Source organism: Kitasatospora sp. NPDC004745 (genome assembly GCF_042873275.1).
GTDB lineage: Bacteria > Actinomycetota > Actinomycetes > Streptomycetales > Streptomycetaceae > Kitasatospora.
On sequence record NZ_JBIALK010000021.1, the window covers coordinates 66,808 to 79,965 of the forward strand.

Annotated in this window: 13 protein-coding genes; 3 read left to right on the forward strand and 10 right to left on the reverse strand. The window is 74.3% G+C overall.

Annotation, left to right across the window (positions count from 1 at the left end; genetic code table 11):
• Window positions 1-27: 27 nt before the first annotated feature.
• Entirely contained in the window at window positions 28-675 is a 648-nt protein-coding gene (locus ACFYUY_RS28580; RefSeq protein ID WP_387904861.1) for a GNAT family N-acetyltransferase, read from the reverse strand.
• Window positions 676-860: 185 nt separating this feature from the next.
• Here ACFYUY_RS28580 and ACFYUY_RS28585 point away from each other — a divergent pair, with 185 nt between their 5' ends.
• Window positions 861-1,811, forward strand: coding sequence for a pentapeptide repeat-containing protein (locus ACFYUY_RS28585; protein WP_387904863.1), 951 nt, complete (start codon window positions 861-863; stop codon window positions 1,809-1,811).
• A gap of 28 nt (window positions 1,812-1,839) precedes the next feature.
• Here the strand turns inward: ACFYUY_RS28585 and ACFYUY_RS28590 are convergent, their stop codons facing one another.
• From ACFYUY_RS28590 to ACFYUY_RS28610, 5 genes are all read right to left on the reverse strand, one after another.
• Window positions 1,840-2,574, reverse strand: coding sequence for a tyrosine-protein phosphatase (locus tag ACFYUY_RS28590; protein ID WP_360213056.1), 735 nt, complete (start codon window positions 2,572-2,574; stop codon window positions 1,840-1,842).
• A gap of 71 nt (window positions 2,575-2,645) precedes the next feature.
• Complete coding sequence (locus tag ACFYUY_RS28595) at window positions 2,646-2,969, reverse strand: hypothetical protein (RefSeq protein ID WP_360213058.1); 324 nt, start codon at window positions 2,967-2,969, stop codon at window positions 2,646-2,648.
• Window positions 2,966-3,481 carry a DUF6232 family protein gene (locus ACFYUY_RS28600; protein WP_360213060.1) on the reverse strand — a complete coding sequence of 172 codons (516 nt, stop codon included), beginning with the start codon at window positions 3,479-3,481 and terminating at the stop codon, window positions 2,966-2,968. The genes ACFYUY_RS28595 and ACFYUY_RS28600 overlap by 4 nt, the downstream gene beginning before the upstream one ends.
• A gap of 162 nt (window positions 3,482-3,643) precedes the next feature.
• On the reverse strand, window positions 3,644-4,543 hold the full coding sequence (locus tag ACFYUY_RS28605) for an aminoglycoside phosphotransferase family protein (RefSeq protein WP_360213062.1): 900 nt from the start codon (window positions 4,541-4,543) through the stop codon (window positions 3,644-3,646).
• 194 nt (window positions 4,544-4,737) lie between these two features.
• Window positions 4,738-5,211, reverse strand: a complete 474-nt coding sequence (locus ACFYUY_RS28610; RefSeq protein ID WP_387904868.1) for a PPOX class F420-dependent oxidoreductase — start codon at window positions 5,209-5,211, stop codon at window positions 4,738-4,740.
• A 167-nt stretch (window positions 5,212-5,378) separates the two neighbouring features.
• Here ACFYUY_RS28610 and ACFYUY_RS28615 point away from each other — a divergent pair, with 167 nt between their 5' ends.
• On the forward strand, window positions 5,379-7,841 hold the full coding sequence (locus ACFYUY_RS28615; RefSeq protein WP_360213066.1) for a Tex family protein: 2,463 nt from the start codon (window positions 5,379-5,381) through the stop codon (window positions 7,839-7,841).
• 83 nt (window positions 7,842-7,924) lie between these two features.
• Here the strand turns inward: ACFYUY_RS28615 and ACFYUY_RS28620 are convergent, their stop codons facing one another.
• From ACFYUY_RS28620 to ACFYUY_RS28635, 4 genes are all read right to left on the reverse strand, one after another.
• A complete protein-coding gene (locus ACFYUY_RS28620; protein ID WP_387904870.1) occupies window positions 7,925-8,332 on the reverse strand; it encodes an SHOCT domain-containing protein in 408 nt (135 codons plus the stop codon).
• 200 nt (window positions 8,333-8,532) lie between these two features.
• Entirely contained in the window at window positions 8,533-9,117 is a 585-nt protein-coding gene (locus ACFYUY_RS28625) for an NUDIX domain-containing protein (protein WP_360213070.1), read from the reverse strand.
• Window positions 9,114-10,271 carry a type III polyketide synthase gene (locus ACFYUY_RS28630; RefSeq protein WP_360213072.1) on the reverse strand — a complete coding sequence of 386 codons (1,158 nt, stop codon included), beginning with the start codon at window positions 10,269-10,271 and terminating at the stop codon, window positions 9,114-9,116. The genes ACFYUY_RS28625 and ACFYUY_RS28630 overlap by 4 nt, the downstream gene beginning before the upstream one ends.
• A gap of 175 nt (window positions 10,272-10,446) precedes the next feature.
• Entirely contained in the window at window positions 10,447-11,652 is a 1,206-nt protein-coding gene (locus ACFYUY_RS28635; protein ID WP_360213074.1) for a cytochrome P450, read from the reverse strand.
• A 441-nt stretch (window positions 11,653-12,093) separates the two neighbouring features.
• Between ACFYUY_RS28635 and hemC the strand changes: the two genes are divergently transcribed.
• Window positions 12,094-13,029, forward strand: coding sequence for a hydroxymethylbilane synthase (gene hemC / locus ACFYUY_RS28640; RefSeq protein WP_360213076.1), 936 nt, complete (start codon window positions 12,094-12,096; stop codon window positions 13,027-13,029).
• The last annotated feature ends 129 nt before the right edge of the window (window positions 13,030-13,158 follow it).

A 13,158-nucleotide genomic window follows, 5' to 3' on the forward strand; every position in this document is an offset into this window, starting at 1 on the left:
CAGCCGTGATCCGTCAGCCGTGAGCCGTCAGCCGGCCTCCGGTTCGAGAACCAGGCTCGCCATCGGGGTGCGGGTGGTCCAGCCGATCGCCCGGTAGAGCGACTGGCCGGCCTCGGTGCCGACCAGGACGCCGGTGTCGGCGCCCGCCCGGTACGCGGTGTCCTGGAGGGTCCGCATCACCAGGGCGCCCAGGCCGCGGCGCCGGTGCTCGGGGGCGGTGAGGATCTGGTCCGGGACGGCCACCGCGCCGGCCAGGCCCGCCTGGCCGCGGGCGGCGAGGTGTCCGGCCCCGGTGCGGACCAGCACCCGGGCCACCCCGCCCCTGGTCCAGCTGGTCACGGTGTACCCCGCCGGCACCGCGGGCCGTTCGGCGGTCAGCGGGGCGGTCATCAGGTAGCCGGGCTCGTCCAGCCGCCACTGCGGGCCCAGCCAGGGCCGGACGGCGGCGTCCTCGGTGAACAGCTTCAGCCAGGTGCCGGGCGCGGTGGTGCACTCGGCGATCTTTCGGACGTCGGCCTCGGTCGGTTCGGGCAGCACGTGCCGGGCGACGTGGCCGACCACGCCGACGTCGATCGTCCAGCCCCAGGGCTCGTCCACCGGTTCGGCCGCCCCGCGTGAGACCGTCCACCCGGCGATCCACATCCGAACGAGTTCGTTGATGCTCGGGTCCTGCACTCCTACCCCCGTACGTAATAGGTGCACTACTGATTGAGACCTTACCGGGGTGGGGTGGCCGTGGCCAGCGCCCGGCCAGCGCACAGTACGCTTGACGGGTTCCACGAGCCCGGCGAGCACCACCGACCGGCGGGTTCACCGCACCGGACCGCCCGGTGCCCCGACGCCGGAAGGACCGAGGAAACGTGCGCGAGACCGAGCCGCCGCAGGACCCCACGGCGGCCGGGCCGACCGAGCTGCGCTCCGACTGCACCAGCTGCTTCGGGCTCTGCTGCGTCGCGCTGCCCTTCGCCGCCGGCTCCGACTTCGCCGTCGACAAGGCCGCCGGCACGCCCTGCCGCAACCTGCAGACCGACTTCACCTGCGGCATCCACGAGAAGCTCCGCGACAAGGGCTTCCAGGGCTGCACCGTCTACGACTGCTTCGGCGCCGGGCAGCGCGTCTCCCAGGTCACCTTCGGCGGCCGCAGCTGGCGCGCCGAACCCGCCGGCGCCAGGGCGATGTACGAGGTCTTCCCCGTCGTGCGGCAGCTCCACGAGCTGCTCTGGTACCTCACCGAGGCCCTCACCTACGCCCCGGCCCGCCCCCTGCACGCCGACCTGCGGCAGGCCCTGGAGGAGACCGACCGGCTCGCCGGCGGCACCCCCGAGGAGGTCCTCGCCGTCGACGTCCCCGCGCACCGGCGGCGCGTGAGCGAACTGCTGCTGCGCGCCGGCGAACTCGTCCGGGCCGCGGTCCCGAACCGCCGCGAGCACCGCGGCGCCGACTTCTTCGGGGCCCGCCTGCGCGGCGCCAACCTGCGCGGGGCCAACCTGCGCGGCGCCCTGCTCGTCGCCGCCGACCTCACCGGCGCCGACCTGCGCCTCGCCGACCTCATCGGCGCCGACCTGCGCGACGCGGCCCTCGGCGGCGCCGACCTCACCGAGGCCCTCTTCCTGACCCAGGCCCAGCTCAACGCCGCCCGCGGCGACGCCTCCACCCGACTCCCCGCGGGCCTCACCCGGCCCGCCCACTGGCCGGACACCACCACCGCCCCGGTGTCCGCCGCCGCGGCCGCCGGCAAGGCGCGCGGCCCGCGCAGGCCGCGACCCGGCGGCCGCGAGGGTGGCGGCGGCCGCCAGGGCCGGCGGCGCTAGACCCGGGGGGCGGGCGCCCGGCGGGGGATCAGTCCGTGAGCAGCCGGGCCCGGAGGGCGGCGACCTGGTCGCGGTCCACGCCGAGGGTGCCGGTGGCGTAGGCCTCGACCGAACCGTGGCGGGCGGCCAGGTCGGCGAGGGCGAGCCGGATGACCGTCTCCGGGGCCCGCCCGTAGCCGGGCCAGCCCAGGGTGCGTCCCGGGTTGGCGGCGTGCCAGTCGGCGATCAGGTGCGGGGTGGCCAGCTCGGTGAGGGCGAAGTCGGCGGCGACGTCGTCCTCGGACACCCCGAGCAGGGTGAGCACGAGGGCGGCGACCAGGCCGGTGCGGTCCTTGCCGGAGGCGCAGTGGAAGACCAGCGGCTCCTCGGCCGCGGTGATCACGTCCAGGGCCTGGCGGATCTCCTTCACCCCGTCCTCGGCGACCTCGGCGAAGCGGTCGGCGAGGTAGCGCCAGGGGTCGAGCCGAGGGTCGATCGCGGCCTGGTCGTACGGGCGGTGCTCGATCGAGAGGTTGTGGTACGCGAGCCCGTCCAGGTCGGGCACCCGCCCCTTGGCGGCGATCTCCCACGGGTAGCGCAGGTCGATCACCGTCCGTACGCCGAGCTCCCGGAACCGTCCGAGGTCGCCGTCCGTGGTGAGCTTGCCCAGTGAGTCGGAGCGGTAGAGCAGACCCCACCGGACGGATCGTCCTCCGGCGGCCCGGTACCCGCCCAGATCGCGGAAGTTGTGCAGTCGGTCGAATGCGAGGTGACGCTTCGTCATGCGCCGCACTCTAGCCACCGGTCCCGCCACCACCCCGGGCCGGGGCGGCGGCGGACGGGGCCGGGAGGGGCTCAGGAGCCGAGCGAGTCCAGGATGCGGCGGATCGACTCCACGACGGGGGCGCCGGCGGCGGCGAGGGCCGCGACGCCGGAGATGTTGCGCAGGGCGCGGCGCAGGGTGGCCGGCGGGGTGCCGCGGCCGTCGCCGATGGCCTCCAGGGACTCGTCGAGGACCTCGCGGTCCTCGGCCGGGACCTGGCCGCGCAACTGCGCCACGGCGGCGATGAGTTCGCGCATCGCGGCCTGGGGGTCGACGGGGCCCTGGTTCTTGACGATGCCGATGTTGTGGTCGCCGTGCTGGGTGACCGAGTCGCCGAAGTGGATGCCGCCGTTCACAGACCGACCTTCTTTCCGATGTTGTGGTCGCCGTACTGGGTGATCCGGTCGCCGACGTGGACGTTCTCCACCTGGACCGCGAACTCGGCCTGCGGGTTGTCGATCGCCTCCATGATCAGCTCGATCAGGTTGTTGACCTGCCAGGCGTCGTGGCTGACCACGGCCGTGTTCGAGGAGCTGGACGTCTCGATGATCAGCGAGTACAGGGTCCGCATCCGCAGCCGGGTGACCAGCCGGTAGAGGCTCACCAGGAACAGGGCGACCATCACCACGGCGATCAGGTTGCCCGCGGTGGGGTTCGCGGAGCTGGAGGTGAGCGAGCCGAGCAGCGCGGTGGCCAGCAGCAGGCCGATCACCTGCCGGACGAACCGGAGGATCACCCGGGCGCGCTTCGGCGGCACCGTCTCGAACCGCCGGGCCCGCGCGATGTTGTGCAGCGGGTAGGCGTCACCGCCCACCCACAGCACCCGACGGCTGACCCTGACGTCGATCACATTGCTTCTGCGTGCCACGTTCCGTCCCCCTGCGCGTGAGTAGCGGGGAGAACCATAGCAACGGCCGCCGACCCGGGGCCGCCGCGAGCGCAGCGGAAGGACCGTCAGGCACCGGGTGCGGCAGCGCGCGGGGCGTGCCGTCAGGTGCACCGCGCCGGGAGTCAGGCGCCGCGGTGGCCGTCAGGCGCTGCGGTCGGCGAGCACCTCGCGGACGACGTGGCGGGCGTTGGCGGTCAGGCCCGGGTCGGTGTGGCGGTAGTACGGGATCGTCACCAGGGCGATGGAGAAGGCCCAGGCGCGGCCGCGGGCCCACATCGCGTCGTCGGCGCCGAGCGCGGCGCGGAAGGCGGGACGGGCGGAGGCGGGCAGCAGGTTCCAGGCGACGATCAGGTCGGCGGTCGGGTCGCCGACGCCCATCAGGCCGAAGTCGACGACCGCGGCGAGCCGGCCGGTGCGGTCGACCAGCAGGTTGCCGGGGGTGAGGTCGCCGTGCATCCAGCTGGGCGGTCCCGCGTACTCGGGCAGCCGCAGGGCCTTGTCCCACAGGGCGGTCGCCGCCCCGGTGTCGACGGCCCCGGCGAGCTGGGCGATGGCGGCGCGGGTGGAGCCGTCCCGGGACGCGAGCGGGAGGCTGCGGTGGGCGGCGGGGCCGCCGGCCGGGTTGACGGCCCGCAGCGCGGTGACGAAGCCGGCCAGGTCGCGGGCGAGCCCGTCGGGGGCGGCGAGGGCGCCGACGGCCGGGTTGACGCCGTCGAGCCAGCGGACCACCGACCACTCCCAGGGGTAGCCGGCGGCGGGTCTGCCGACCGCGACGGGGGCGGGGACCGGCCGCGGGAGGTGCGGTGCGAGCTTCGGCAGCCACTGCTTCTCGCGCCGGACGTCCCCGGCCGCCCACTCCACCCGGGGGAGCCGGACGGCGAGTTCGGGCCCGAGCCGGAACATCGCGTTGTCCGTCCCGACGGAGGCGACCGGTGTGACCGGCAGGCCCACCCAGTCCGGGAACTGGGCGGATATCAGCCGCCGCACCAGGGCCGCGTCGATGACCAGTTCGTCGGGGTGCATCCGGGTGGCAGCGCACATGTGCGGCAGCGTACAGCGCGGACCGCCGCCCTTCAGGCGTTTCCGGAAGCCGGTCCGCCGACCCGCGGGCGCGGACCGTTCGCAGGCCGGTGGCGGGTCGGGCCCGGGTGGCGGGTCCTCCCCTCGCCGGGTCGGGCCCGGGGGCCGGTCCTACCCCGCCGCGCGACGTACCCCGCCGGCCGTCCGGGACCGGCTCAGTCCAGGGTGACCCGCACGCCGATCGTCCCGCCCTTGCCGAAGCGCAGCACGTTCGCGGTGAGCGCGATCGCGCAGAGCGGCCCGTACTTGCGGCGCAGCAGCCTGCGGTAGGCGGGGGCGCGCGCGGAGTCGAGGACGGCGGTCGCCGGGACCTGCTCGCCGAGCAGGGTGCCGCGGATGTCGCTCGGCCCGACCAGGACGTCGGAGCGGTTGCGCAGCCGCTTGACCTTCCCGGTGCGGGTGACGGTGGTGAAGACCAGCGCGTCCCCGTCGCGCGCCACCCAGACCGGGGTGTTCACGGGGGTGCCGTTCCTCCGGTGGGTGGTGAACAGCAGGTACTTGGCGGCGGCGAGCTCCGCCAGCCGGGCGGAGGCGGCCGAGGAGGCGGTCGCGGGGGCGGTCGCGGAGGAGGCTCCGGCGCGGCCCGCGGACGGGGCCGGGCCGGCGTTCAGCGGGCGGGAGGTGTCCATGCGCGCCAGCGTAGGAGGGCACAACGGGGCCCGGCTGGAGTCCTGTTGGGGCCGCCCGGTGCCGCCGCCACGCCCGGCCGCGCCGGGTGCGGCCGGGAGCCGTCCCCGGCACCTGCCAGAATGCAGGGCGTACGGCGAAAGCACTGAAGGAGAAGGTGACCGGCTTCGTGACCACGCCAGTCGAACAGGTGGCCCGGCAGGCCCAGCAGGCGATCGAGCGCAAGATCGCGGAGGAGCTGGGCGTCCGCGAGGGGCAGGTGAAGGCGGCCGTCGACCTGCTCGACGGCGGCGCGACCGTCCCCTTCGTGGCCCGTTACCGCAAGGAGGTCACCGGCTCCCTGGACGACGCCCAGCTGCGCGCCCTGGAGGAGCGGCTGCGCTACCTGCGGGAGTTGGAGGAGCGCCGGACGGCCGTCCTGGAGTCGATCGAGGCCCAGGGCAAGCTCGACGACGCGCTGCGCGCCCGGGTGCTGGCGGCCGATTCCAAGGCCCGGCTGGAGGACATCTACCTGCCGTTCAAGCCGAAGCGGCGGACGAAGGCGCAGATCGCCCGTGAGGCCGGGCTGGAGCCGCTGGCCGACACCCTGCTGACCGACCCGACGCAGGACCCGGCGGCGCTCGCCGCCCGGTACCTCAACGAGTCCGTCGCGGACGGCGCGGCCGCGCTGGAGGGCGCCCGGGCGATCCTCGTGGAGCGCTTCGGCGAGGACGCCGACCTGGTCGGCTCGCTGCGCGAGCGGATGTGGACGCACGGCAGGCTGGTCGCCACCGTGCGCGACGGCAAGGAGCAGGACGGCGCCAAGTTCGCCGACTACTTCGACTTCGCCGAGCCCTACACCAAGCTCCCCTCGCACCGCATCCTGGCGATGCTGCGCGGGGAGAAGGAGGAGGTGCTGGACCTCGAACTCTCGCCGTACGACGGCGAGGAGGGCGACCTGCCGGGCGAGAACGACTACGAGCGGCGGATCGCCGCCCGGTTCGGCGTCGCCGACCGCGGCCGCCCGGCCGACAAGTGGCTCGGCGACACCGTCCGCTGGGCCTGGCGCACCCGCGTGCTGGTGCGCCTCGGGATCGACCTGCGCGCCCGGCTGCGCGCCGAGGCCGAGGACGAGGCGGTGCGGGTGTTCGCGGCGAACCTGCGCGACCTGCTGCTCGCCGCCCCGGCCGGCACCCGCGCCACCATGGGCCTGGACCCGGGCTTCCGCACCGGGGTGAAGGTCGCCGTGGTGGACGCCACCGGCAAGGTCGTCGCGCACGACACGATCTACCCCCACCAGCCGGCCAACAAGTGGGACGCCGCGATCGCGACCCTGGCCGCGCTGGCGAGGAAGCACGACGTGGACCTGGTGGCGATCGGCAACGGCACCGCCTCCCGGGAGACCGACAAGCTCGCCGAGGACCTGCTCAAGCGCCACCCCGAGCTGAAGCTCACCAGGGCGATGGTCAGCGAGGCGGGCGCCTCGGTCTACTCGGCCTCCGCGTTCGCCTCGCAGGAGCTGCCGGAGCTGGACGTGTCGATCCGCGGTGCGGTCTCGATCGCCCGCCGTCTGCAGGACCCGCTGGCCGAGCTGGTGAAGATCGACCCGAAGTCGATCGGCGTCGGCCAGTACCAGCACGACCTCAGCGAGGTGAAGCTCTCCCGCTCGCTGGACGCCGTGGTCGAGGACTGCGTGAACGCCGTCGGCGTGGACGTCAACACGGCCTCCGCACCGCTGCTGACCAGGGTCTCCGGCATCACCGGGACGCTGGCCGACAACATCGTGGCCCACCGCGACGCCAACGGCCCGTTCCGCACCCGCCGGCAGCTCAAGGACGTCTCCCGGCTCGGACCGAAGGCCTTCGAGCAGTGTGCGGGCTTCCTGCGCATCCCCGGCGGCGACGACCCGCTGGACGCCTCCAGCGTGCACCCCGAGGCCTACCCGGTGGTGCGCCGGATCCTCGCCTCGACCGGCGGCGAGCTGCGCGAGCTGATCGGCAACGGCGAGCGGCTGCGGGCCCTGCGTCCGGCGGACTTCGCCGACGAGGTGTTCGGCGTCCCGACCGTCACCGACATCCTCGGCGAGCTGGACAAGCCGGGCCGCGACCCGCGCCCGGCGTTCCGCACCGCGACCTTCAAGGAGGGCGTCGACAAGATCGGCGACCTGGAGGTCGGCATGGTGCTGGAGGGCGTGGTGACCAACGTGGCCGCGTTCGGCGCCTTCGTCGACGTGGGCGTCCACCAGGACGGCCTGGTGCACGTCTCGGCGCTGTCCCGGACCTTCGTCAAGGACCCGCGCGAGGTGGTCAAGCCGGGCGACATCGTGAAGGTCCGGGTGGTCTCGGTGGACGTGCCGCGCAAGCGGATCGGGCTGACTCTGCGGCTGGACGACGAGGTCGGCCGGGACCGGGGTGACCGGGGTGACCGGGGCGGGGAGCGTGGCGGCGACCGCGGCCGGGGTGGCCAGGGCGGCGAGCGGCAGGCCCGCCCGCCGCGCCAGGACCGTCGGGGCGGCGGCCAGGAGCGGCGCGGTCAGGGCGGCTCCGGCGGCGCCGCGGCGCCGTCCAACAGTGCCATGGCGGACGCGTTGCGCCGGGCGGGCCTGACCGGCGGCGAGGGCGGCTCGGGGGACCGGCGCTCCGGCCGGCGCTGAGCGGCCGCCCGGGCGCGAGAACACGGCGGCGGGGCCGGTGGACGACTGCTCCACCGGCCCCGCCGCCGTACCCGCCCGCCCGCTCAGACCAGCAGCTTGTCCTTGGCCTTCTGGTACTCCTCCTCGGAGATGGCGCCCTTCTCCCGGAGGTCGGCCAGCCTGGCGAGGTCGTCGACGTGGCTGCCGCCCGTGCCGCCCTCCGGCCCGCCGGCGGCCGCGTCGCGGATGTACGTCTTGAACGCGGCCTCGGTCTGTCTGGCCTGCTCGACGTCCCGCTCACCCATCGACTTCCCGCGGGCGATCACGTAGATCAGCACGCCGACCAGCGGGATCAGGATCACCAGGATCAGCCAGCCGGCCTTGCCCCAGCCGCTCATGTCGCGGCTGCGGAAGATGTCCGTGATGATCTTGAACAGCAGGAAGAACCAGAGGATCCAGAGGAACAGCTCCAGCATCGTCCAGAAGATGTTGAGCAGCGGGTAGTTGTTCATAGCCGAGTCATATCACCGCAAAACGGACATCGTGCTCCGGTGTACGGCCATTCCGGTGGTTCTCGGTGCCGGCGGGAATAACCCCGGCCGCGGGAGACCGGGTGTCAGCCGGCGCCGGGAGCCGGGTGCCGGCCGACCTCGGGTGCCGGGCCCTGGTCGATGCGGCAGGCCGGAAGTCGGCCGTTGCGGCCGGACCGGTGTCAGCCGAGCCCTGCGCGGCGGCGCAGCTCCACCGCCAGGCCGACCAGCTCGCCCCACCACTCCTCGTGCCCGGCCAGCAGCAGCCGCTGCGCCTCGGCCGCCGGCACCGCCCGCACCTCGACCACCTGCTCGCCGTCCGCCGGATTGGTCGGCGTCGAGTCCACCGAGACCTCCGCCCAGCCCCACAGCCACGCCTTCTCGGGGTGCGGCTGCCACGGCCGGTACGGCGTCGGGTCGTCGGTGCGGCAGCGGTGCGCGCCCAGCCAGTCCGGCTCGCCCAGCAGCCGGGCGCCGGCCTCCTCCCGCAGCTCGCGCTCCAGGCAGGAGGCGATGCTCTCGCCCTGCTCCCGGGTGCCGCCGGGCAGGAACCAGTGGTCCCGGTCGTCGCGGCAGAGCACCACCCGGTCCCCGGTGAAGCCGACCAGGTGGATGTTGGTGACCAGTTCGTCCGGCGGCAGCTCGGTGGAGAACAGGGCGTCGTACCTGCCCCACGTCCAGTACTGCGGCGCGTGCAACGCCGGGAAGAGCGCCGCCAGTTCGGCGGCTCTGCCGGAGGTGTCGGTGCGGTCCGTGGTGTCTGTCATTCGGTGATCGTAGTGCCGGCCGGGAAACGGCGGGGGGCGCTCGGATGGACGAGGGAGATGTCGGAGGTGGAGATGGCGCGCGGCCGCCGGACCCCCGAACCGGTCGCTTCGCCGACCCAACTCCCCAGCGCCATCTCGGCGGTGATGCCCGGTCCGAAACCGGCGATCAGCCCCGGGGTGCCGTCCGGCACGCCCCCCTCGGCGAACAGCCGGGCGAGCGCGTCGAACACCACGGCGCTGGCGATGTTGCCGCGTTCGGTGAGGGTCGCGCGGCTGTGCCGGAAGGCGGCCGGCTCCAGGCCGAGGAACCGGCAGAGGTCGTCGAGGATCCGCGGGCCGCCGGCGTGCACGATGTAGAAGCCCAGCCCGGAGGCGTCCCAGCCGTGGTCGCCGGCCAGGCCGCGCAGGGCCGGGGCGAGCATCTCCATGGTGCCGGGCACCCGTTTGTCCAGCTGGAAGTGGAAGCCGGTGTCCTTCACCCCGTACGAGATCCAGTCCTCGGTGTCCGGGACGAGGTGCGAGCCGTTGCGCTCCACCTGTACGCCCGTGCCGCCGCGCCCGCGCATCACGACGGCGGCGACGGCGTCCCCGAACAGCCCGTTGGAGAGCAGCGAGCCGACGCCGAGGTCGGTCGGCTGGTAGCAGAGCGAGCAGAACTCGCAGGAGACGATCAGCACGTTGGCGCCCGGGTACGCGCGGCAGAAGTCGTGCGCGCGGCTGACCGCGGCCCCGCCGGCCGCACAGCCGAGCTGGGCGACCGGCAGCTGGCGGGTGTCGGGGCGGAAGCCCAGGGTGTTGATCAGCCAGGCGGTCAGCGAGGGCATCATGAAACCGGTGCAGGACACGTAGATGATCAGGTCGACCTCCCGGGCGCCCAGCTCGGCGTGGAGCAGGGCCCGCTCCACCACCTCGGGGACGCGTCGCCGGGCCTCCCGCTCGTAGACCGCGTTGCGGGCGGTGAACCCCGGGTGGGTGAGGGTCCGCTCGATCGGCTGGACCAGGTGCCTGGTCCGCACCCCGGTGTTCTCGATCAGCCGCAGGGCGAGGCCGAGTTGCGGGTGGCCGGCGTGCAGGGAACGGGCCAGGTCGAGCGTCTCGTCGAGGGTGACGACGTGCTCGGGCACGGCGATGGCCGGGCGGCAGAGTGTTGCCATGGGTGAGGGTCTCTTGTGAGGGGCCTGGACGGGCGGGGTGCGGGGGGTGGGGGTGTGCGGGCGGGGCCTGGACGGGCAGGGGGGCGCGGGCTGGGGCGTGCGGGCTGGGGTGTGCGGGCGGTCGGTCACCGGGGGCCGGTCACCGGACCGCTCGGTGACCGGCCCCCGGGGTCGGTCACCAGGCGACCGGCAGGGTGCGCGGGTAGCGCCAGATCGAGCCGGTCTGCCAGTCCAGTTCGGACGGGTCGACGGCGAGCCGCAGCCGGGGGAAGCGCCTTAGCAGGGTGCCGACGGCGACCTGCAGCTCCATCCGGGCCAGGTGAGCGCCGAGGCAGTGGTGCTGGCCGTGGCCGAAGGCCATGTGGGTCGGCGCCCCCCGGTCGAGGTCCAGCTCGTCGGGCCGCTCGTAGACGGCCGGGTCCCGGTTGGCGGTGAGGTAGGACACGTGTACGGCCTCGCCCGCCCGGATCGGCGTGCCGCCGAGCTCCACGTCCTCGGTGGCGACCCGGGCGATGCCGACGCCCTGGCGGAACGGGATGAACCGCAGCAGCTCCTCCAGGCCGCGCGGCAGCAGTTCGGGCCGGGCGCGCAGCTTGGCCAGCTGCTCGGGGTGGGTGAGCAGCGTGTAGGTGATGTTGCTGAGCTGGTAGGTGCTGGTGTCGTGACCGGTGACCAGCAGGACCATCGCCATGACGGCCAGCTCCTGGTCGTCCAGCAGCTCCTCGCCGTCCCGGGCGGTGGCCAGGGCGCTGATCAGGTCCTCGCCGGGGTGCGCCCGCCTGGCCGCCGTGAGCTCGGTGAAGTAGCCGCGCAGCGCCGCCTTGGCGGCCTCCTGGCCGTCCCGGCCGCCCGGGCCCGTCGCCATCATCGCCACGGCGTGCCCGCGCAGTTCGGCGCGGTCCGGCTCCGGGATGTCCAGCATCTCGCAGATGGTGGTGAGCGGGAGCCGGCCGGACAGGAAGTGGGCCAGGTCGGCGGGGGAGCCGTGCTCGGCCATCTCGTCGAGGCAGCCGTCCACGATCCGCTGGGTGGCCGGGCGCATCCGCTCCACCTGGCGGTTGGTGAAGCCCCGGGCGACCAGCCTGCGCAGGCGGTTGTGGGCCGGCGGGTCCATCAGGTTGATCGACTCGACCTGGGCGATCGGGGCGGGCGTCATCCGCGGCAGGTCGCGTCCGATGCCGGCGGCGCGGCTGAACCGGCGGTCGGTGGTGACCACCTTGACGTCCTCGTAGCGGGTGGCCAGCCAGGCCTCCCCCTCGCCGTGCGGCAGCCGGATCCTGGCGACCGGGGCCTCGGTGAGCAGCCGCCTGAGGAGGGGGTCGAACTCCAGGCCGTCGGTGTGGTCGAAGGGGCAGTCCCACACGGGGGCGGTGGTGGTCACGGGCCTGTCCAATTGTCCTGGTACTGCTTTCTGTGTCCTGCCTGCCGTGAACGGCCTGCTGTGAGCCGCCCCCGGTGCGACCCGGCCGGATGGGCCGGGTGGAGCGCCGTGGGCGTACCACCCGGGGGCGGATTCCTCGCCGGGCCCTGTTGTTCGGGCCCGGACAAGCCGATGTTCCCCCATGGATCGGCAAAAATCTTGCCTGCCAAGGGAGTTCGCTCAAATGAGTGAGCCGGATGATGGTCATGTGATGCGACGGCATTCTCGCGGTGTTCTCGCCGTCTTCTCGCGCGGTATTTCCGGCGTGCGCGGGGCACCGGTGGCCGGTGGGTGGCGGTCGGTGGCGAGGGCGTGGCGGGGCGTCGGCCGTTCGGTGCGACCCGGTGGCCCGACACCTGACGTGCGGTCAGGGGCGGGTGTTCGAGCGCCTATCATCACGCCATGGCCACCCCTGAGCTGATCCGCATCGTCTCCCGCTCCTCGCCCATGGCGCTCGCCCAGGTGGAGCGCGTCCGCGCCGAACTCGCCGCCCTGCACCCGGGGCTGCGCACCGAGGTGGTGCCCGTCACCACCTCGGGCGACCGCTGGACCGGAGACCTCGCCCGGCTGGGCGGCAAGGGCGCGTTCACCAAGGAGGTCGACGCCGCACTGCTCGCCGGGGAGGCCGACGTCGCCGTGCACTGCCTCAAGGACGTCCCCGCCGACCGCCCGCTGCCCGCCGGCACCGTCTTCGCCGCGTACCTGCGCCGCGACGACATCCGCGACGCCCTCGTCCACCCCGGCGGACTGACCCTGGCCGAACTGCCGCCCGGAACCCGGATCGGCACCTCCTCCGTCCGTCGGGTCGCCCAACTCGCCGCCTCCCACCCGCACCTGGTGTGCGTGCCGATCCGCGGCAACGCCAACAGCCGGCTGGCCAAACTGGCGGCGGGCGAGGCCGACGCCCTGCTGCTTGCCGTCTCCGGCCTCGAGCGCATCGGCGAGCAGGCGCGGATCACCGAGGTCCTGGACGTCGACGCGATGTGCCCGCCGATCGGGGCCGGCATCCTCGTCCTGCAGTGCCGTGAGGACGACGAGGCGACGATCGAGGCCGTCGCGGCGATCGGCCACCGTGACACCTGGCGCGAGGCCGCGGCCGAGCGGATGTTCCTGCACGTGCTGCAGGGGCACTGCAACAGCCCGATCGCCGGCTACGCCAGGGCCGAGGCGGACGGCCGGCTCTCGATGCGCGGCCGGGTGTTCAGCCCGGACGGCAAGCAGGTGCTGGACGCCCACGAGTGGGCGGGTGCGCTCAGCCCCGAGGACCTCGGCACCTCGACCGCGCTGGCGCTCAAGCGGCAGGGCGCGCAGGAGCTGATCGCGGGCATCCCGCACTGATCGGGCGGTGGGCGGGTGCCGGGCGGGTGCCGGTCTTGTGCTGACTGCGCCGGTCGGGCCCGAGGGCCGGTCGGGTCGCCCGCCCGCCGGGCGTGCGTCCGGATCGTGCACGCCCGATCGTCGGGTGGG

Bases quoted from the DNA above. Each gene is read 5' to 3' on its own strand.
- ACFYUY_RS28590 (WP_360213056.1), bottom strand. From the start codon at position 2,574: ATGACGAAGCGTCACCTCGCATTCGACCGACTGCACAACTTCCGCGAT.
- ACFYUY_RS28605 (WP_360213062.1), bottom strand. From the start codon at position 4,543: ATGTGCGCTGCCACCCGGATGCACCCCGACGAACTGGTCATCGACGCG.
- ACFYUY_RS28610 (WP_387904868.1), bottom strand. From the start codon at position 5,211: ATGGACACCTCCCGCCCGCTGAACGCCGGCCCGGCCCCGTCCGCGGGC.
- ACFYUY_RS28620 (WP_387904870.1), bottom strand. From the start codon at position 8,332: ATGAACAACTACCCGCTGCTCAACATCTTCTGGACGATGCTGGAGCTG.
- ACFYUY_RS28625 (WP_360213070.1), bottom strand. From the start codon at position 9,117: ATGACAGACACCACGGACCGCACCGACACCTCCGGCAGAGCCGCCGAA.
- ACFYUY_RS28630 (WP_360213072.1), bottom strand. From the start codon at position 10,271: ATGGCAACACTCTGCCGCCCGGCCATCGCCGTGCCCGAGCACGTCGTC.
- hemC (WP_360213076.1), top strand. From the start codon at position 12,094: ATGGCCACCCCTGAGCTGATCCGCATCGTCTCCCGCTCCTCGCCCATG.